Source organism: Chryseobacterium sp. CFS2, assembly GCF_036543225.1.
Lineage (GTDB): Bacteria > Bacteroidota > Bacteroidia > Flavobacteriales > Weeksellaceae > Chryseobacterium > Chryseobacterium culicis_A.
Window position 1 is genome coordinate 133,669 of the sequence record NZ_JAZHQU010000004.1, and the last position, 20,731, is coordinate 154,399.

Genomic DNA, 20,731 nt, shown 5'->3' on the forward strand with positions numbered 1-20,731 from the left:
TTTTACTTTTTGTCTTCAAAGCAACTCTTACCTTAAAATCATTTAAGCCTTTCTGTTAAGAATTGTTATCCGTTTTTTCTTCAATTACAGTAACTGTTTCAGCATTTTTCTTTTGCACCTGTTCCAGGAGCTGAAGTCCTAAAAGTCCGCTGATTCCTCCATTTGCTGAATCTCCGCTTCCTCCGATTAATACTTCAGGCATAATTCTTACATTCTGACTGGCAATATTTTCCATGATTTTCAATTGGGTAAAATTATTTCCGCCCATTGCTTCTACAGATAATTTGTAGGATTCCGCATTCGATTTACCAATGGCCAGAATCTTTTCTGCTTCAGCATTACCAGTTAATGAAATCTGTTCAGCACTTGCTCTGGCCAGCAGTTCTATCTTTTCTGCTTCGGCTTTTGCAAGAAGTCTTGTTTTTTCCGCTTCCCCGGTTGCCAGAAGCTTCAATCGATCACCTTCGGCATTTGCCTGCAGTCTTACAGAATTAGCATCTCCGGTAGCCTTTTTCACCGATGCATCAGCAATTCTTTCCGCAATTACAACCCCCTGATCTGCTTTTACAATTTCCTTCTGCATATCGGCAACGGCCGTTTCTTTTTCCAGAGCCTGACGTGTTTCCTGCGCCAACATTTCGGTTTCGTAAGTAATTTTCTGCTCTTCCGCCAGTTTTCTGTCTGTTAATGTTTTCATTAAACTTTCCGGAGGAACAATAGCACCAATTAAAGTATCAACAGCATTTACATTATATTGTTCCAAAACACTGCTGATATGGTCTTTGGCCGATTGCTGTCTTTCTTTTCGCGTTCCCAGAAATGCGATCACATCACTGTCTTGCGCTGAATTTCTAAAATAATTTCCAATAGTAGGCTCTAAAACCTGACTTACAAGATTGATCATATTTCCAAAACGGGCAATGACTTTTGGGGCTTCATAGGTCGGAATATGAATAATTTGGGAAACATCCAGATTGAAAGGGAAACCGTCTTTACTACGCACCGTAATGGTGGAAAGGTTTTTATCCAGCTGGTGAGATTCGCTTCTTTCATATGCCCAGTTCAATACCAAATTGGTGGTAGGAACAAGTTCAACCTTCATGATATAAGGATTGATTGGATATTTTCCTGGACCAATAGGCTCTGCCCAAACTCCTTTATGACCTTTTTCAACGATATTTCCATGTTTAAAATCAACGCCGCTTAAATCTTTTCCTTCTTCTCCCACATAACTGATAATAACCCCAACATGGCCAATCGGAATTTCCGTCATTTTCACCATTTCCACTTTTGTAAACCAGGGATTCAGAAAGTAGGACCCAGCCAGAATTACCTGCTCCTGAAGACCTTTATATCCTCCGCTATTTAAAAAAGTATCAACATCCTGAAACTTATTATGGTCATTGATAATTTTACCTGCAATCTGACCTTCTTCTAAAGGACTTCCTTCCATTGTTGTGATAATTCCCACTGCATTGTCGGGAATCTGAGTCATATCCGTTAATTCTATTTCAAATAATAACGTATTGATTCTATAAGATCCTGGAGCAACAATAGCAGTCTGACGGCCTTTTCTTCCACCGTTTTTTAAAAAGGCCTCAGCATCCTGAAAAGAATCACAGTCAACTTTTCTGGCCAGAATCCTTCCGGTTTCCAATTCTACGCCATCTTTTGCCAGTAATAATCCTATTTTACCCGTCGGAATCACTGTAAAGGGTTGAAAATCGATAGAATATTGCCATATCCATTTTCTAAAATACACTCCGGGAGCCAATGTCTGAGCCTGAAAGCCAGCCTCTCCGTTGGTTGCTATAATCCTTCCTTCAGGAAGTTCCTGCTTGCCCATCAACACAAATTTTTTGGTAACCAAACCAATTCTGTCCTGAGGAACAATGATTAATCCAAAGAAAATTCTTAAAATAAATTTGTAAAAAATTACACACAAAAGCGCAATTACAGCCGGAATCATCCAGCCATGAAAAGTTAATTCCATAGTTTGTTGTTTTTGTTTTTTGATTAAATTTTAAAACAGGGATTGTGCTCTGGCTCTTCAGAATACGAATGAGCAGAGTATGAATTAAATGATAATTCTTTCGAAAAAATTAAGAAATTACTGGAGGGGAAGTATTAAAAATCGTGAAGATGATTTCTGATACTTTTAATAAAAAAAACTTAAAGTTAATTAGTTTCATTTTGATAATAAAGGAACGAGATCCTTTGATGGTACAAATGTACAGAAGAAAAGTATTCAGTTGTTTTAAAAATTGGCAATATTTCATATTCAAAATAATAACACATTGAAAATCAATACAATTATTTCTATAAACAGACATCTGCCCATCTAAAAAATTTCTTTCCGACATCCTGTATTATTTTTTTTGATTGAAATATGGCGCTATATTTGATAGACTCTGAAATGTTAACCAATAACCACTCAATATGATAAAGCACATTTTATTAGGGACTTTCTGCCTGGCTCAGTTTTCATTTGTGTATGCTAAAGAGGTTCCGAATCCGAAAACAGACCGTTTTATAACTTCTTCCGTGCTTCAGCAGGTACCGAAGACCGTTATTATCAAAACCAAAAAGTTCAAAATCAGAATAGACAAGCAGCCGAATGGCAAGTACCTTTATCAATCATGGAATGCCAATGCAAAGATTACGGCTAAACCAAGCATGATCATCAGTGATGGCGAACTGATCCCTGATGGTACTGGAGGAAATTATTATATCAACTTCAACAATGAGGGACACAGCTATCAGGTTTGGAGAAATTATCTTACAGATTCTGCGAAAAAAGCACCTTATACTTTGGTTGTAAATGATGCTAACGACCGTGAGATTGTACGTCAGGACGGATACGTGGTAAAAAATTAAAGCTGGAAGATGGAGGTGAGAAGCTGGAAGTTGTTATCGTCCTTCTATAACTTCTCTTTAAGAACTTTCCACTCTTATAAAATAAAAATCCTGTATTGATTGATACAGGATTTTTTTATGTTCCGGATTGTCTCAATTCTGTAAAAAAGGCACTTTCTTCATAGCTTTCTTTTGCTGCCTGGTAACCGATATTGAAGATCTGCTCCAATCTGTCTTTTCTGCGTTCAAAAGTTCCGTAAGAAGATAATTTTTGAGAAGAAATGAACCAGTCACAGTAATCGAATTTCACTTTTTCAATTCTGTAGGAAAGAAGGTCGTAAGAACGCGAAACGATTGCTTTAATAGAGTTCAGGTCTTTAATCTTCGCTTCGTTGGGTGGAGAAACGAATACACCAATCAGTTTATCACAATCTTCTCTGATGATATCTGCAGGAAAATTATTCAGAACTCCTCCATCACAGTACATTTCCTCACCAATGATGTAAGGGGTCGTAATTCCCGGAATAGAGCATGAAGCAATGACTGCATCAACAATTTCAAAATCTTTATCAAAAATTTTCTGGGTTCCTGCTACTAATTCGGTTGCTACAATTTTCACTTCGATATCAAGATCTCCCAATTTCATTTCATGGAAGATCGGTTTCAGATAGTTTCTGAAGATCACCGAAGAAACAAGCCCCGGCTGATTGAATGTAAAATGCTTCCAATTGAAAAAATATATGGAATTGAAGAATTCCAGAATTTCTTCCGGAGTTTTTCCGATGGCATGAAGGCAGCCTACAATAGACCCTGCGCTACAGCAGGAAAGGATGTCAACCTCAATTTCTTTTTCCTGTAAGAATTTTAATACTCCTGCATGAGCGATTCCTTTGGTACCGCCGCCTGATAAAACAAGTCCTACTCTCTCAAAATTCATAGAATAAATGTATGAAAACAGCCTGAGATAAATAAGTTAATTTTTATAAATATGCTAATTTTAAAATTATTTTAATAAAATCAATGGTTTTATAGATTTATTTAAACAAAAAAACCCGGATTTCTCCGGGCTTTTATATTATAGATTTCTGTTAATTTCAGAATTAAATGTGAATCACTTCACCATACGCAGCAGCAGCAGCTTCCATAATTGCTTCAGAAACTGTTGGGTGCGGGTGAATAGATTTGATGATCTCGTGACCTGTAGTTTCTAATTTTCTGGCAACAACAGCTTCAGCAACCATATCAGTTACGCCTTCACCAATCATGTGGCATCCTAACCACTCACCGTATTTAGCATCGAAAATCACTTTGATAAATCCATCTGTGTTTCCGTTTGCAGTAGCTTTACCACTTGCAGAAAGAGGGAATTTACCTACTTTGATTTCATATCCTTTTTCTTTAGCCTGTTTTTCAGTAAGACCTACAGAAGCTACTTCAGGGTGGCAGTATGTACATCCAGGGATATTGCCATAGTCGATTTTCTCAACGTGCATTCCTTTAATTTTCTCAACACAAGTGATTCCTTCTGCAGAAGCAACGTGAGCCAATGCCTGAGTTGGGATGATATCTCCGATGGCATAGTAACCAGGTACTGAAGTTTCATACCATTCGTTTACCAATACTCTTCCTTTATCTGTTTGGATTCCTACTTCTTCTAATCCGATGTTTTCGATATTAGCAGCAATACCTACAGCAGATAATAAGATATCAGCTTCAAGAGTGATGGTTCCGTTAGCTGTTTTCACAGTAGCTTTCACACCTTCCCCTGTTGTATCAACACTTTCTACAGAAGCGTTTGTCATGATCTCAATTCCTGTCTTTTTCAGAGATTTCTCTAAGTGTTTAGAGATTTCCTCATCTTCTACAGGTACGATGTTTGGCATAAATTCAACAACAGTAACTTTAGTTCCCATTGTGTTATAGAAGTCAGCAAATTCTACCCCGATAGCTCCAGAACCTACAACGATCATAGATTTCGGCTGCTCAGGAAGAGATAATGCCTGTCTGTATCCGATTACTTTTTTACCATCCTGTGGTAAGTTTGGTAATTCTCTTGAACGAGCACCTGTAGCGATAATGATGTGAGTACCTGTATATTCAGTTACTTTTCCTTCTTTATCTGTAACAGAAACTTTTTTACCTTTCTGTACTTTTGCAGTACCAAGAATTACGTCAATCTTATTCTTTTTCATCAAGAATTCGATTCCTTTGCTCATTTTGCTGGCAACACCACGGCTTCTCTGAATTACATTCGGGAATTCAAAGCTTGCCTCCACTTTATTTAAACCATAATCTTCAGCATGGTTGATATAATGAAAAACCTGAGCAGATTTCAATAAAGCTTTAGTGGGAATACATCCCCAGTTAAGGCAGATTCCTCCTAAATTTTCTTTCTCGATAATTGCGGTTTTGAAACCTAATTGCGCTGCTCTGATCGCAGTAACATATCCACCAGGACCACTTCCAATGACAATAATATCGTAATTCATTACTTTAAAAATTTTTATGCGAATTTAAGGAAAAATATTGGATGTTTCATGTTTCTGTAAACTGATCTTAAAATGCATCAATAAAGCTATTTTCATTCAATTTTACACAAAGAAAGAGAACACAAAACGCATTCTCTTTCAATAAATTTTCTGTTACATTGAAAACTTCTCAAAATTTAAAATATAAAAAACGGATTTTCTTATTTTAATAACCGCAAAAATTCTGTATTATTTTGCCTGTCTAAGTAATCGTTTTTCAGCCGCATATCTTTCGTTTAAGGCTTTCATCTGATCTCTCTTCATCTGCTTGGTAGCAAGAGGGTGATTAAGAATGAGTTTTTTCTCTGTATTATATTTTTTGGTAAGCTCCTGCATTTTAATATTCACCAATTCACTTTTTGAAGGATGTGGAGGAACTGGCGGATGTTTTTGAGCTGAAACATTCATTGATAAGCCTAGTAACAATACTGTTGAAATTAATAACTTTTTCATAATATTCTTATTTTCGAATGATTTTCAATTAATTAAATTCATTCCGGTTCATGATAAATCTTACATATATCATACCAATATTTTTTTCAAAGAAAAGAAAATGCATATCCAATTGAGGATTGATTTGAAATAAATGACTCTGGTAATGGTCTATTTTTCATACATTTATTTATCTTTTAAATTTAAACAAGTACTTATAAAAACTATGAAAAAAAATGATCTGACCCAAGACAATATCTGGATGAAGGAACCGGAAGATCATGATTTTCCTGCAGCACAGGACTATCTTGAACTTCTTTTCCTGCCCGGTGAAGCACAAAAAATGGTTGAAAAATTAAAGGCTGCGCCTACCCTCATTAAAAAATCGAAAGACATCTTAAGAGCCAGTAAACTTTCTCTGCTTCCTGAAACGAATATTCATGTGAAGGAAAACCTGAAAAAAGTAGAAAAAAATAAAAAACTTTCACCGATATTATTGGTGAGAGGGGAAAATGAACTCATCATTGCGGATGGATATCACCGCCTTTGCTCCAGCTATTACCTCACGGAAGATTTGGAGGTTCCCTGCAGATTGATTTAGATTTTTTTATAAAACAACTCCTATCACTTAAAAGGGAATTAAAATAAAAATATTTAAAATATTCAGTTTCAGTTGATTTTTAGCTATTTTTTTTTATATTTTTGTTTAAACCCAATTTTATACAATATGAAAAAATACATCTCGATTCTTTTATTCGCTGCTGTTCCCTTAACTGCACAAGTAGGTATTAATACCACAACCCCTAACAGTACGCTTGCCGTAAATGGTTCCTTAAGGGCTGGATATAGCGAAGTCACAGCCACTACTTATAGTATTCTGACGACCGATCATTATATTACTTATAATGGAACGGCCGATGCTACATTTACTCTTCCCGTCATCGGAACCGGAACCACAAGTTTTACAGGGAGAATTTATAAGATCAAAAACATTTCGCCAAATGCGATTACGCTACAGGCTTCCAGTGGAAATACCTTAAGAATTGACAACACTCCTGTTGCTTCTTTTATGATTCCTACAGGGGCCTATGCTGAGGTGGTAAACAACAGCAATACAACTGGTGGAACATGGGATTTATCTTTTACCGTTCTTCCAAAACCGAGCAACGTAGAAATTTATGGTACACAAGTTCTCATTCCTCCTCATAGACTTGGAACCGCACCTGTTGCTGACTGGACCGCTCATGGTAATGCAGGTTATGATACAGGAGCAGCAAACGACAGATGGTGGATCATTAGTAAAACATCTGTAGATAATGCTCACACTGCCCTCTATTCCAATGCCAGCAGAATGACCTTGGTTTATGAATATCAGGGCACTCCGTTCAACGTTAACAATATGTATCCCATCCTTACTGCAGGAAATAATTCAAGTTTCCCGGATGTATTTACAGCATCTTTTGTAAGCCTTGCCAATAATGGTACTGCAGGAAGAACAAGACTTACTGTATCTGTGGCCCGTATAGACTTTATCGGAAATAACGGATCTAATAACAGTAACTGGACAGGAACATTCTTGCTGAACGTTCTACTGGCAAGAAAATACTAAACATCTATAACAGATATATAAAAAGAGCAGAAATTTCTGCTCTTTTTTGCTTTATAAAACTTCAATATTCTGTTTTAAAGGAAGGCTTTTGGATGAGTTTCCAACCATAATCCTATAGGTTCCTTTTTCTACAGTCCATTCCATTTTTTCATTCAGAAACTGTAAGTGTTTTATGGGAACTTCAATGGTAACAGATTTGGATTCTCCGGGCTGCAATGCTACTTTCTGAAATCCTTTGAGCTCAATAACCGGTCTGGAAACAGAAGCCAATACGTCTTTCACATACAGCTGAACGACTTCGCTACCCGCTTTTGACCCTGTATTTTTCACATTGACTTTAGCCATAATGGTTTCATTTTCTGAATATTTGGTTTTATCCAGCTGTAACCCGGAAATTTCAAAGGTGGTATAACTTAAACCAAAGCCAAACGGATACAATGGCTCACCACTCAGATCATAATAGTCATTTCCTCTTCCTGTAGGATGGTGATTATAAGTTAAAGGAAGCTGGCCTTCTTCAGTAGGAAATGTTATTGGTAATTTCCCGGATGGGTTCTCTGCTCCGAAAAGTGTTTTTGCAACGGCATTTCCACCTTCTTCCCCAGGATACCAGATGTCTAAGATAGCTCCTACTTTATCCTTCCAGGCTGTTGTTTTGATGGCAGATCCACCTAGTAAAACAACTGTGGTGGGTTTATTTAGTTTTGAAACTTCATGAATGAATGTTTCCTGATTTCCGGGAAGACTTAGTGATGAACGATCCTGAAATTCTCCTTCATGAATTCCGGCAGTAACAATAATGTAATCTGCATTCTGGGCAAGGCTCAAAGCTTCTTTACAATCTTTTTGATAATCATGCAAACCGTAATTCCAGATCAGTTCCAGATTGGCTTCACCACGATTTTCATGAAATTCAATCTTAATATCATATTTTTTTCCTTTCACAAAATCTACATCAACCGTTTTTGTAGAATAGCTCAACTTTTCCCATTGATCAATAACTAATTTCCCATCCAGATATAGCCTGAAACCATCATTCCCACGCAATCCCAATTGGTATTTCCCCGAATCCGGAGCTTCCAGTTTTCCTGTCCAGCGAACACTATATTCATCAGGCTGGAGTTTTTCAGGATCAGGTGAGTATAAGGTCCATTTAAAATTAACCTGTTCATCCTGTTTTTCAAATGCCGGATTTCCTTTTACATCCGTATTGGAGAAATACATTCCTTTTAATCCCTTCTTGTTTTCAAAAGATAAATATTCATGGGAAACCGTTGCAAAATCTTTTACATTCCAGTCAATCCCTTTTGAATACATGATTTCAATATCCTTAGCTTTAGCAAAATTTTTAAGACCATCCAGAATATTAACTTTCTTGTTCCCTGGCCCTGAGTAACCGCCTAACCTTGCATCCACAGCATCTGTACCCACAATCAGAAGCTTTTTTACATTTGCTGGAATTGGAAGTGTGTGGTTATTATTCTGAAGCAGAACAAAGGATTCTGCAGCGGTTTTTTCTGCCAAAGGTTTGTGATTAAGTTTCTTTAATTCTTCAATATCCCTGGATGAAACATAGGGATTTTCAAATAATCCAAGTTCAAATTTGGCTCTCAATACTCTTGAAACAGCATCGTCAATTCTTTCTTTTGAGATTCTTCCATCCAGAAAAGGAGGTATAAAGAGTTCGTAGTGTTTATATTCTGTCTGAAAAATCACGTCAAGCCCTGCATTTATTGCCTGTGCAGAAGCATCATCATAATCTTTTGCTGTAAAATGTAAGACATTCGCTCCTCCTACCGCACTGGCATCACTGATCACAAAACCTTTAAAATTCCAGTCCTTCTTCAATTTCTCTGTTAGCAGCCAGTGATTGGCCGTTGAAGGTCTTCCATCAAGCAGATTATAGGAAGTCATCACCGAACGGCTTTTTCCTTGTGTAAAAGCATTGTAAAAAGGGATCAAATGGGTTTCTTCCAAATATCTTTTGCTCCAATGGATTGGGTATGAATCTCTTCCTCCTTCTCCTACATTCGCTAAAAAGTGCTTGGGAGTGGTAATGATTCCCTGATTTTCAAATGAACTGACAAAGCTTACTCCCATTACAGAAGTTAAAAAGGGATCTTCACCATAGGTTTCCTCTGTTCTTCCCCATCTTACATCATTGGCCAGGTTGACTACCGGTGTCAGAATTTGACGAATTCCTCTCAGTTTTGATTCTTTTGCAATGGCTGATGAAACCTGAGTCATCAATTCCGGATTGAAAGTGGCCGCTAATCCAATAGCCTGCGGAAACGCTGTAGCTCCTTCCCGAACCAATCCATGTAAAGCTTCGTCAAAAGGAATAATGGGAATTCCCAATCTTGATTCTTCCACGAAATATTTCTGAATGGCATTGATTTTTTTAACCAATCTTTCTGCATCTTCACTGGCATTATATTTCAATAGCTGTCCCGCTGCACCACCGCCCTGATTTCCTGCGCTTACCTGTAATCCGAAAATCCCATGGAAATATTGTCCTTTCGGAACATGATCCAGATCTCCGGGAATCATAAAGCACTGCCAGAATTTTTCCTCAGGGGTCATTCTCTTCAGCAGATCCTGAACTCTGGTTTCAATGGATTGTTTGGGATCTTTATATAACGGTTTTTGAGCAGAGATAAATACTGAGCTCAACAAGAAAATTCCTATAATTTTACATCGAAGTTTAAAATACATCTCAAGAATAATTTAGTTTAAAATCTGTTCTTTTACCTTGAAGCAAAAGAACCAAAAGTTCAAGACTTGGAACTCTAATATAAATATGAGTCACAAATTCAACTATTGCATTATTTGAACTACAGTTGCATATTTCAGATTTTTTCTTTCTTCGGGTAATGTAATTTCAATGGTATTTTCAGGTGTTTTTTTCCATTGAATTTTTGAGGAAATACCTAATATTTTCAAAGATTTTGGTTTAAAAATTTCCGGAAGGGAAAAAGTAAGTTTTGAAGGAGCTTTATATTCTGATTGTTCATCCAGATGGAAAACATTTACCGTCTTATGATCTTTACTTTGAGTGTAATAGTAATTTCCTTCGTGGTAAGGAGCAATAGCTCTTGTGGCAAAAACAGCAGTCTGGTTTTTCTCCATCCAGCTGGAAATCTGCTGTAATCTTTCATAAACGATGGAATCATAATCACCATTAGGTCCCGGAGCAATATTCATGAGGTAATTTCCACCTCTTGAAATGATTTTCACCAGAGTTTCAATAATCTTTTGAGAGGTTTTATAGTTGTCATTGGGAACATAGGAAAAGGAATCTCCCATTGTGATGCAGCTTTCCCAGGGAATGGAAAGAGCATGTTCCGGAACAGCCTGCTCAGGGGTAATATAGTTTTCCCATTTTCCGGGAACAGTACGGTCTACAATGATAATCCCAGGTTGATTTTTTCTTGCCATTGTTCCTATTTTATCCATATCAATATCCTGTTCTACTTTGATGGTACGCTGCCACTCTACTTTTGGATCTATAGTATGAAAAGGACGTACCCAGCCGCCATCCAGCCAAAGAATATCAATTTTACCATAATTGGACGTGATTTCATTGAGCTGATTGAAAGTAAACTTTTTAAAACTTTCCCATCTTTCCGGATATTTCTTAGGATCATAGTTGACATTCCTGTCTTTGGGTGGAAAGTAAGACCACCAGTAATCATCGGAATGCCAGTCCGGTTTTGAAAAGTAAGCCCCTATTTTAAATCCTTCTTTTCTGAACGTGTTGAAAATCTCTTTCGTTACATCGGATTTTGGATTTTTTGAAAATAGTGTTTTGGAAGAAGTGATCTTATACTCCGACTGTTGGGTATCAAACATGGCAAAACCATCGTGATGTTTGGTGGTAAAAACCACATATTTCATTCCGGCCTTTTTTACTGCATCAGCCCATTTTTGAGGATTGAACTGAGCGGGATTGAAAGTCGTTTGAAGATTTTCATAATTTTTTACATATTCATAGTAAGATTTTCCGTGCTCAGGTTTTCTCTGCGTCCATGATTCGTCTTCCGGACATAAGCTCCAGCTTTCAACAATTCCCCACTGGCTGTAGGTTCCCCAATGCATAAACAATCCAAATTTCAGATCCTGCCATTGGTCCAGATTCTGAACAACCAAAGGGTCTGTAGGTTTCTGATAGCCGTCGGATACATTGTGGGCCTGCGAAAATACGATTGAACTGATAAAAAAGGATGAAAGGAAAAAAGGTTTTATTTTGGATATACCCAACATATGGAATAGTTTTCCGCTAATTTAATTATCCTTTGGGAAACCTACAAACATTAGGATTCCAATAGATTAAGAAGAGCATCATCAATTTCCGGATATAAAAACTGAAATCCACTTTTTTGGAGTCTCTCCGGGTAAACGTTTCGGCTTTTCAACAGTAATTCGGTTTCTGTATTCAGAAATACAGACGCGATTTCCAATTGCCAGACTGGAGCATTAAGCCCAAAAGGAACTTTCATTTTTTTCCTCAGTTTTCTCATCATATTTTCATTGGAAACCGGAGCCGGAGCCGTTATATTAACAGTTCCTGAAATATTCTCATGCTGAATAATCCAGTCCACAGCTTTGCAAAAATCCTCAATATGAATCCAGCTTACCATTTGATATCCTCTTCCCTGTTTTCCCCCTAAACCCATCCTGGTAATCATTTTCAGTTTTGGAAAAGCACCACCGCCATTCCCAAGAACAATAGAAGTTCGAAGGGCTACTTTTCGTATTCCTCCATTTTTGACTGTAAAAAATTCTTTTTCCCAGCTTTTGCAGATATTCATGGAAAAGTCATCCCCAATAATTCCGTTTTCTTCTGTATTGAGATGCTTTTCAGAATGAACGTAAATGGTTGCAGAACTGGCATTCAGCCAAATTTTCGGTTGATCAGAACATTGATCTACAGCTTTCTGTAATATCCTTGTACTGTCAATTCTTGAGGAATAGATTTCCTGTTTATTTTTCTCATGATACCGGCAATCCACAGATTTTCCTGTAAGGTTGATCAGAATATCTGCTTTTTCCAGGCTATTTTTCCATTCACCTATTGTTTGTGCATCCCAATAGATTTCATTTTTACGTTGAGGATTACGGGTCAGAATGTATACCTGATCACCCTTTTCTGTAAAAAATTTTTCTAAGTTTTCGCCAAGAAATCCGGTGCCTCCGGCTATGATTATTTTCATTGTTTTAAAGTTTAAGGTTCAAGGTTTAAAGTTCAAGGTTTAAGGTTTTCCCACAGATTTCGCAGATTTTCACAGATACTTGTGATGAGATATATCTTATTTAAACGCTGTAAACTTTTAAGAAAAAAATCAAAAATTTTTACAGACTTATGTGTACTTCTTCTGCGTAAGATATGTTCTTAATATCGCTTAAATGCTTATCTTTTGTGACTTTTGTGGTTCCATATAATATGTTCTCACGGATATTTGTGGATAGGAAGGTTTTGCATTTTTTGCTTTTTCAGCTGATATATTTTTTGGTTTTGACTTGGATTTCTGAGCCTTCGGCTAACATTACTGAAACAGGCTGTTGATGGTTCAGGCATTCAAAATCAGTTCCGTAGATCTTTTGAAAATCAACTTCCAACTGGTATTCTTTTATGGTGTAGCATTTCCATTTTGGATGGCATACTTCGTATTCGGAGGTTGTATTTTCTTTTTTGGTAAATCCAAAATAATGTTCTGTGATAAATTCAAATTCAGAGTTTTCTTCCATAGGTTTTGCCGTGTTCTCCGCCATTACCTGAATAGAATGCCAGTTTTTATCTTTCCACGAGTAGCGGATCAGCAGTTCATCTTTATTTTCATGGATCTGGTTTTTCATGGGCATCGTGTGATAATTCTCTTTGTAAATAGAATTTGCAACCAGGCTCAATGCAGGTTTGGGAACAATTTCTTTGATGAATACCACTCCTCTTTTCCAGATTCCATTTTCTTTTTTTCTGACATAAAATCTTAGGTTCACTTCTTCAAAATTCCGGTGAAAAGGAATGGGAAATCCTAAGAGTCTGGTATTTAAAAACATGAATCCGACCAGACTTACGTAACATTTGCCTTTATAAAAATCGAGTTCTGTTCCTTTTGGAAGGTATGGCAATAAGAGGTCAGGATCAATTTCGTAATTGATGATGGCCAGTTTTCGCCATTCTGCTTTTAAAAAGTTCATAATTCTATGTTTTAGGTTAAAAAATGGCTATTCCGTCATAGGTAGAAGATTCTGCAATGGTTTTGATCAGTTCATTTCTTTTGAGCAGGAAATTTTTAAGGTATCCTCTGAGAAAAATGGCATTGAATAATTTTCCTATGATGCTGAGCGGAGATTCAAATTCAAAAATATCGGTCATCAATGTTTTTCCGTTTACAGATTTAAAAATATGCCGATGGCGCATAGACTTGAAAGCTCCTTTCTGCATAACATCTATGAACTGAATGGGTTTTTCCATGCTGGTAATTTTTGTGGTAAGGTTTTGATACACTCCCAGATGTTTTGCCCGCCAGGTAACAGTCTCATTTTCTTCAATCAGTCCTGAAGTACGTCCTGCGATTGCTTTTTCATGAGTTTTTGAGGTGGATTGCTGATGTAGATCAATATTCCTTGCCAGATCAAAAACATAGTGAATATCTGCGTTGATTACTGTATTTAAATAGATTGTTGACATTTTCAGAGGTGTTAAGTTTTTTTAAATTTTAAATTCAATGGTGGTCAGAATAATGATGGCCAGTGCCGTTATTCTAAACAATATCCAGGAGATCGTAGGCAGAAAGTTCAGTTTAAGTATTCTGCATCTTCTTATATGTTCCAGAAACATGATCAATACTACAATTCCAAAGTATATTATGTAAAAAACAGGAGTAAAACTGGTCATCAGAGCAGGAATTAAAAGTAAAGTCCCGATTAAGGAAACAGTCATCATATTTCCGATATAATCCCAGATTTTATCTTTGAGATAGGTTTTTAAAAAGAAGGCCTGCCAAGCGATCTGGCCAAGGCAAACTGCAAATTCTCTCAGGAAATTCCTTTCTAAATTCAAGTTTAGTTTACCAGAAAACAGGCTTAAGATATATGCTGAAAAAATAACAACAAAGCTGATGTATGCTATTCTGTATTTCAGGTTAAAATCCGGAATGCAGGATTGTTCTGTATCATCTTTTGGGGAAGGAATAATCTGTTTCCGGTTATAAGAAACAAAGGAGTACAGTTTTTGAAAAAACCAATACAGAGGTTTTATACGAGCCATTTTTACCAGCCATGGAAAAGAGTTTCCAATGATGAGAAGCAGGCTGTCTAAACCATACACGACTTCATTTTTGGTATGGTCTACCAATGCAATTTCATTTTTCGCCCGATTGAAATCGATCAGGCTTTTATTTCTGCCTGAGAGTTCTGTAAATGCTTCTCTTCCATCTTCATCCAGCATTCCACATTTTGTAAAACCTTTGGAATAGAGATTACACATTGGGCATTCATTGTCGTAGATTAATGTGTGATTTTTGAGCGTTTTCATAATTGTGATTTATAAGGTTCATAAGTAGTGTAGCAATCATAAACATATGCCGCGGCCATCACAGGGCTGTATAAAAGAGCGGCCATTAAAACATATCCAAAAAAGTCATTGATATGTTTCTCTGTAAACAAAATGGCTACAATAATCCAGACCGGTGCTATTACAATTCCATACGCGATATACAGTGCTGACTTTTTTGTTTTAAAAAACAGTTTGATCAGGAAACTTAACATTTGCGGAATTCCTACTATAAAATAAAACAGAACAAATCCCGACAAACCACCAAATAAAAAAGCCTGAGGTCCTATTATTATAAAAAACAGCTGAATGTAATAATCATATTTTGCAAATGTTTTCATGGTAATAACTGTTTAAAGTGATCCTTTTCTTCTGAAATAAATAATCAGGAATAAATGAATGATTAAATTTTTCATACTTATTGTTAATTTTATATTTTCAGTAATTTTTGAAAGTTAGTTTGAAATAAAAAAGGATTTTCATCCTCTTTCAGTTTTCTATTTCAACAGATTGGTAATCTTCCCTACCAGCCAGTGGTCATCACTTTTTATTGCCAGATCCATAATATTGTTGATTTTTCCGGTTACAGAACTGAAGTCATTCATCAGCTTGATAAATTCCTGAGCTTCTTCCGAGTCTTTATCCTCAATATTTTTTAATTCTTCTAAAAAAGAAATTACAGGTTCAATTTCTCTCTTTCTGCGTTCTTTGGTTATCTGTTTGAAAAGATACCAGACATCTTTTTCTGCAACAAAATATTCTTTACGGTCTCCTTTCACAAATTCCTTTTTCACAATTCCCCAGTCTATCAGGGCACGAAGATTCATATTGGCATTTCCTCTTGAAATCTCCAGCTGCTCCATTACTTCATCGGTAGAAAGAGGTTTGCCGCTAGCCAAAAGCAGTGCATGCACCTGCGCCATCGTACGGTTGATTCCCCAATTGGTAGCAAAGGTTCCCCAGGTCTGAATGTATTTTTCTTTTGCTTCTGAAAGTTGCATTGTGTTTCACTTTTAATTTCTGTAACAAATGTAATTATATTTTTCGAATTTTCAATAATTTTTGAAAATTAATTTTAAAAGGTTTGCTTCTTTTCAGTTTTGGTGTCATCGAATTCTGTTGTATCCAGCTTTCAGAAGTCATTTTAAACTTAACTTCTCTTTTTAAATGTTGCTTTCTTATAGCCAGTTTTTTCTCCTTGTCCAGGTTTAAAACCTTGACAAGGAGAAAAATTATGGTTCAATACTCGTTGTAATTCCTTGATTCCAATATTTTGCTTCCGGCATGTAATAGAGATAAACATTGCTTGATTTTCCTGTGTAGGTTCCTGCAAACTCTACTTTAAGATCAAGATTGATGGTTTTCGTTTCTTGTGCATTGAAATGTTCCCAGTACAGCACCAGATAATTATCAAAGATTTCATAGTAAGAAACCTGCTTTTTATCTATCAGATCTTTCAATAAAGCATTTTGAAGAGTCAAGCCTGCAGGAATGCCAATTTTTGCTATAGTCATGGGTAACTGGCCATTTATTTTATTTTTAATGGTAACAGTCATTCTCCTGGTTTCTCCTACTTTAGACGCTCCGGGTTTTAGCTTTGTGTCCATGATAAGAGGAATATCCTTACTTTCAGGTGCCTGTAATGTATAATATTGATATTCCAGTTTATAAGGCAGTCCATTTTTAGTGGGATAATGAATATTGATTCTATTTTCACCCGCTTTGTATGCTGATGAAAGGCTTATTATGGGTGAAGTATTGGCCTTATTGATTGTGATAACCGGTCTTTCAACTCCAAATAACTGCTCATTTTTAGAGAAAAATTCGGACAGCGCCTGTACTGCTAATGTTGTTGCCTGAGTAGAACCGAATCCATAATATCCATTGAAACTGATTAATTGATCTGCAGCTTCTGCTATTTTCAACTGGTTGAGGTTTTCATCTTTCTGAAGTGCCATGATATACAGGGAAAGGGTTTCGGCATCGGCTGATATTCCCCATGAGCCTGTAAAAGTGATTTGGGATTTTATTTTCTTTGATTCATATTGCTGATCAAGAATCTTCATCAAATCATCATATTCTGCCTGCTTACCTAAATGAGCTGCTGCATTGGCAAGCAGCGCCAGCTGATAAGAGTCTTTTGTGACTAAAGCTCTTTTCATCATCACTTTAAAGGAATCTTCAATTTCATTTTTAAGACCCAGTTTGGATAAAGCATAGACCACGTACATATTTCTCGACCAGGAATATTCGGAAAATTCTTTTTTGGATTCATAATCTCTTCTCACCTCAAACAGACCATTTCCGTTTTTCTTTGATAAGATAAATGAGGAAAGCCCATGAATAAGTTTAGCATCTTGATTTACATACTTTTTTAAATCCGTAAATTCCAATAATGCAAATGCTGAAAGTGACACATCCGATTCTTCGCTGTTGAAATACCCGAATCCTCCGTCTTTATTTTTATAGCTCAACATTTTCTGGAAGCCTTTTTTCATATTTTTAATGACTTCATTTTCTGTTGCTGTATTTATTTTTTTACTTGATTTCAAATAATCCAGAATAAAAATATTAGGATACACCGTTGAGGAAAGCTGTTCAAAGCATCCGTATGGTTCTTTCTTCAATTGTGCCAGGTTATCAAACAATTGCAAAGCAGTGCTTTCAAATACATAATATGAGGAAAATAAGCTTCCATTGATATACTCCGGAATATTGATTTTTATCTCTTCTGTTTTGTTATTGATAATGGAAAACTGATGGGGAAATCCTTTTTCTTCAACTTTAAACGGAAGGATCATTGTTTCTCTGAAATGTCCGGATCTTATGGTAAACTGAATATGGGAATCTATGATTTCATCGGTCTGTATTTTAACAAATAACCTTCCTGATTCCAGTGGTTTCAGGGTAATCAAACTGTCAGACTGCAGCAGCCTTACATGATTGGGAACAATCACGTCCATGGTCATTTTCCTGATTTCAGAGGAATTATTTTTAATAACAACAGGAATGGTCATCTGATCGGTTCTCGTCAGGTATTGTGGGATTTTGCTGTCTATTGAAATGAGACTCTGAGCAGCATAAGTTGTTTCATCTCTCCCTACAAGTCCTGACGCAGCAATACCTTCTGTCATAATTCTAAAGGTAGAATTGGCATCTGAATTATAAAATTCCACTTTTGCCTTTCCGTTTTTATCGGTTTCTACTACAGGATTCCAGTAAAGAGCTTCTCTATAATCAAAACGGTAAGAGGTATTGGTGGTCTTATATTCAGGATACACAAATTCTCTTGATCCTGCATACGAAACAAGTCGTTCATAAGGCAGCGCTTTTATGGCAAGATAGGATTTCGGGGTAATATCAAATCTGATTTTTGAGCTGCTGTTTTTATATGAATTCACAATCACCACTCCATTTGCAGCCCTGCTTCCATAAATAGCAGTCGCTGCAGCATCTTTGAGAACAGTGATGCTATTGATGTCATTCGGGTTGATGGTGGTATTGAAATTTTCTACAGGAGCACCGTCAATAATAAATAATGGACTTTTATTGGTCATAGAAACTGATCCTCTGATATGGATCTGTGCTCCCGTTCCCGGCTGTCCGGTACTGATGACGAGTCCTGCGACTTTCCCATTCAACAAAGAAGCTACATTGGGATTTTGAATCTCCGTAGTAGATGTTATTGTAGTGGACGACATGGTATTACTCTTCTTCGCCATTGAACTATATCCTAATACAACAACTTCTTCAATGTTTTTATTCGTAACAGTATCTTTTCTGGAATGACCAGAATTACTCAGCGGGCTGGTGTTGTTCTTGTTTTCTTTTAATGCTTTTTCTTTTTTTTCAGCTTCTTTTACAATTTCTTCTACATCTATATGGGAAAGATTTTGCTTTGTTAAAGGGTTAATATCCAAGTTATAAGACAAAATCCTGATTTTCACCAGATGCTTAGGCTGAAAAGATTTGGCAATAATTTTATGTTCATTACCTGCATTAAGATCCGAAAAATAGAACTTTCCATTTTCAGAGACCGTCTGTTTAAGGATTTTTCTACCACTTGTGTCCAACAGAAAAACCTCTGCTTTTACTGGTTTTTTGTTCTCATCTTCCACAATTCCATAGATTGAGTTTTTCTTTTCAGGAAGGAATTTGTATTTATTGGTTTTTAAAACCTCCGGGATGAGTTCAAAGTATCTGTAGCCATTTGTAAGCATGACCAGATCTAAGCTTTTATCGGCTTTTTCTTCTTTTTTATCAAAATAAAACTGGGGTTTTTCAATTTTCCCTCTCAACTCAGAGTCCATCAGAAGCCAGGAAACAATGTGATTCTGTTTGTCATCGGAATAGGTCCATAACTTATCATCCACCACACTCAATCCAAGGTTAGCCGGAATCGGGCTGTTGTTTTCATCGGTTGTTTCAATATTCAGGATCACTTTTTCTCTGGGCAGATAATGTTGTTTTACAGGGTTAACCTTTATATTCAGCTGGTTCACTTTATTGGTAAAAACAATACGTTCTGCAATAGGAAGAGTATGGTCAAGAACCGTAAACCTGCAGATTCCCACAGGAAATTTTTTCTCATCAATTTTAAATGAATTGCTCCCATTTTTTAAGGTAAGAGTTTTAGAATATATTTCTTTTCCGCGGAAACTTCCCTGAAGAGTAATCGTTTTTTCCTGAGTTGAAGTGATGATAAAATTCAGCTTTTTATTTTCATTTTGAATATTTAAAACCAATCCGTCATTCTTTGCTTCAGGAAAATTAAAAGTCTGGTTTATATTTTCCGGTTTACTCACTTTTGCATAGTAAGATTCTCCCTTTTTAGGGGTAAAACGGAAGCTTCCCATCCCGAAATTGTAGGCTGAAATTTCTTTTATCTTTTCATGATTCTGATTGTAAACAGCCAGGACAGCATCTACAGGTTTTTCAAATTCATCGAGAATTTTAAAGGCTATATTTTGTTCTATTCCATTGATAAAAGTTCCTCCTTCAGGTAAAAATTTCACATCAAGATTATTCAGAACAATCGGAATGTTTCTGGAAATAGATTCTGTAAATCCATCAAAATTCACTTTAATATTCAACAGTGCATCAGAGGATTTCAACACTTCAGGAAGTGTAAAGGTTAATATTTTCTTACCTTCTTTATCAGTAATCAGTTTCCCTTCTGAAACGGTTTCCCCATTGTGCATTACGGTATAATCTGCTTCATAAAAAGGAATGGGAAGGTTACTCAGACTTCTCATTGAGAAATCGGCTGTCACCTCATCACCCGGCCCATATCCTTTTTTAGGAAAATCGAGTTTCATTAAAATCCTGGGAGAAACTATTTTCTGGAGGGTAATTTCTTTTTCAAAGGTATTTTTCCCTACTTCATTCTGCATCCAATTGGTAAAAGCTCTGATTTTATAAATCCCGCCTTTCATATCTTCATCAAAATAGAAATAGCCCTGAGCATAGCCATTGGTAATTTCATATTTCATTTTTTTCAAAATGCTTCCTGCCGGATCAACAATTTCAAAATTGACAACTCTGCTTTGTTCTACCGGAAGATTATGAGTTCCTTTTACCACATATATTTTAAAATACATTTCCTCGCCAGGTTTATAAAAAACATGATTGGTCTGAATGTAAGTTTTTTCTTTTTCAAAATCCTGAAATGACTGCTGGGCTTTCACAGAAAAAGTTGAGAATAATAAGCTCAGCAAGATGATATAGTTTGATATAAATTTGAAATTCATG

General features: G+C 36.3%; 16 protein-coding genes. 3 read left to right on the forward strand and 13 right to left on the reverse strand.

What is annotated here, in order from left to right:
• Positions 1-55: 55 nt before the first annotated feature.
• Entirely contained in the window at positions 56-1,993 is a 1,938-nt protein-coding gene (locus ODR02_RS10595) for an SPFH domain-containing protein (protein WP_209783783.1), read from the reverse strand.
• 446 nt (positions 1,994-2,439) lie between these two features.
• Here ODR02_RS10595 and ODR02_RS10600 point away from each other — a divergent pair, with 446 nt between their 5' ends.
• Positions 2,440-2,877, forward strand: a complete 438-nt coding sequence (locus ODR02_RS10600; RefSeq protein ID WP_209783782.1) for a hypothetical protein — start codon at positions 2,440-2,442, stop codon at positions 2,875-2,877.
• Positions 2,878-2,992: 115 nt separating this feature from the next.
• On the opposite strand, the gene ODR02_RS10605 is transcribed toward ODR02_RS10600, so the two are convergent.
• From ODR02_RS10605 to ODR02_RS10615, 3 genes are all read right to left on the reverse strand, one after another.
• Positions 2,993-3,793 carry a patatin-like phospholipase family protein gene (locus ODR02_RS10605; protein WP_209783781.1) on the reverse strand — a complete coding sequence of 267 codons (801 nt, stop codon included), beginning with the start codon at positions 3,791-3,793 and terminating at the stop codon, positions 2,993-2,995.
• A 163-nt stretch (positions 3,794-3,956) separates the two neighbouring features.
• Positions 3,957-5,345: a dihydrolipoyl dehydrogenase gene (lpdA, locus tag ODR02_RS10610; protein WP_105680808.1), complete on the reverse strand. Its 1,389-nt coding sequence runs from the start codon at positions 5,343-5,345 to the stop codon at positions 3,957-3,959.
• Between the two features lie 228 nt (positions 5,346-5,573).
• Positions 5,574-5,837 carry a hypothetical protein gene (locus tag ODR02_RS10615; protein ID WP_209783780.1) on the reverse strand — a complete coding sequence of 88 codons (264 nt, stop codon included), beginning with the start codon at positions 5,835-5,837 and terminating at the stop codon, positions 5,574-5,576.
• Between the two features lie 205 nt (positions 5,838-6,042).
• Here ODR02_RS10615 and ODR02_RS10620 point away from each other — a divergent pair, with 205 nt between their 5' ends.
• Positions 6,043-6,417, forward strand: a complete 375-nt coding sequence (locus tag ODR02_RS10620) for a hypothetical protein (protein ID WP_209783779.1) — start codon at positions 6,043-6,045, stop codon at positions 6,415-6,417.
• Positions 6,418-6,543: 126 nt separating this feature from the next.
• Positions 6,544-7,425, forward strand: coding sequence for a hypothetical protein (locus ODR02_RS10625; RefSeq protein ID WP_209783778.1), 882 nt, complete (start codon positions 6,544-6,546; stop codon positions 7,423-7,425).
• A gap of 51 nt (positions 7,426-7,476) precedes the next feature.
• Here ODR02_RS10625 and ODR02_RS10630 read toward each other — a convergent pair whose 3' ends face one another.
• The 9 genes from ODR02_RS10630 to ODR02_RS10670 all read right to left on the reverse strand — a co-directional run bounded on the left by ODR02_RS10630 (position 7,477) and on the right by ODR02_RS10670 (position 20,730).
• Positions 7,477-10,140, reverse strand: coding sequence for a beta-glucosidase (locus tag ODR02_RS10630; protein WP_309512416.1), 2,664 nt, complete (start codon positions 10,138-10,140; stop codon positions 7,477-7,479).
• Positions 10,141-10,242: 102 nt separating this feature from the next.
• Positions 10,243-11,688, reverse strand: a complete 1,446-nt coding sequence (locus ODR02_RS10635; protein WP_309512417.1) for an alpha-L-fucosidase — start codon at positions 11,686-11,688, stop codon at positions 10,243-10,245.
• A gap of 50 nt (positions 11,689-11,738) precedes the next feature.
• A complete protein-coding gene (locus ODR02_RS10640) occupies positions 11,739-12,638 on the reverse strand; it encodes a TIGR01777 family oxidoreductase (RefSeq protein ID WP_309512418.1) in 900 nt (299 codons plus the stop codon).
• Between the two features lie 280 nt (positions 12,639-12,918).
• A complete protein-coding gene (locus ODR02_RS10645; RefSeq protein ID WP_309512419.1) occupies positions 12,919-13,623 on the reverse strand; it encodes a YqjF family protein in 705 nt (234 codons plus the stop codon).
• A 16-nt stretch (positions 13,624-13,639) separates the two neighbouring features.
• Positions 13,640-14,116 carry an SRPBCC family protein gene (locus tag ODR02_RS10650; RefSeq protein ID WP_309512420.1) on the reverse strand — a complete coding sequence of 159 codons (477 nt, stop codon included), beginning with the start codon at positions 14,114-14,116 and terminating at the stop codon, positions 13,640-13,642.
• A gap of 21 nt (positions 14,117-14,137) precedes the next feature.
• Positions 14,138-14,962: a DCC1-like thiol-disulfide oxidoreductase family protein gene (locus ODR02_RS10655; RefSeq protein WP_309512421.1), complete on the reverse strand. Its 825-nt coding sequence runs from the start codon at positions 14,960-14,962 to the stop codon at positions 14,138-14,140.
• Positions 14,959-15,321: a hypothetical protein gene (locus ODR02_RS10660; RefSeq protein WP_309512422.1), complete on the reverse strand. Its 363-nt coding sequence runs from the start codon at positions 15,319-15,321 to the stop codon at positions 14,959-14,961. Before ODR02_RS10660 ends, ODR02_RS10655 begins: the two co-directional genes overlap by 4 nt.
• A gap of 156 nt (positions 15,322-15,477) precedes the next feature.
• Positions 15,478-15,981 (reverse strand): GbsR/MarR family transcriptional regulator, encoded by a 504-nt coding sequence (locus ODR02_RS10665; RefSeq protein ID WP_034696386.1) that lies wholly within the window; start codon positions 15,979-15,981, stop codon positions 15,478-15,480.
• Between the two features lie 231 nt (positions 15,982-16,212).
• A complete protein-coding gene (locus ODR02_RS10670) occupies positions 16,213-20,730 on the reverse strand; it encodes a TonB-dependent receptor plug domain-containing protein (protein WP_309512423.1) in 4,518 nt (1,505 codons plus the stop codon).
• Position 20,731 lies beyond the last annotated feature (1 nt).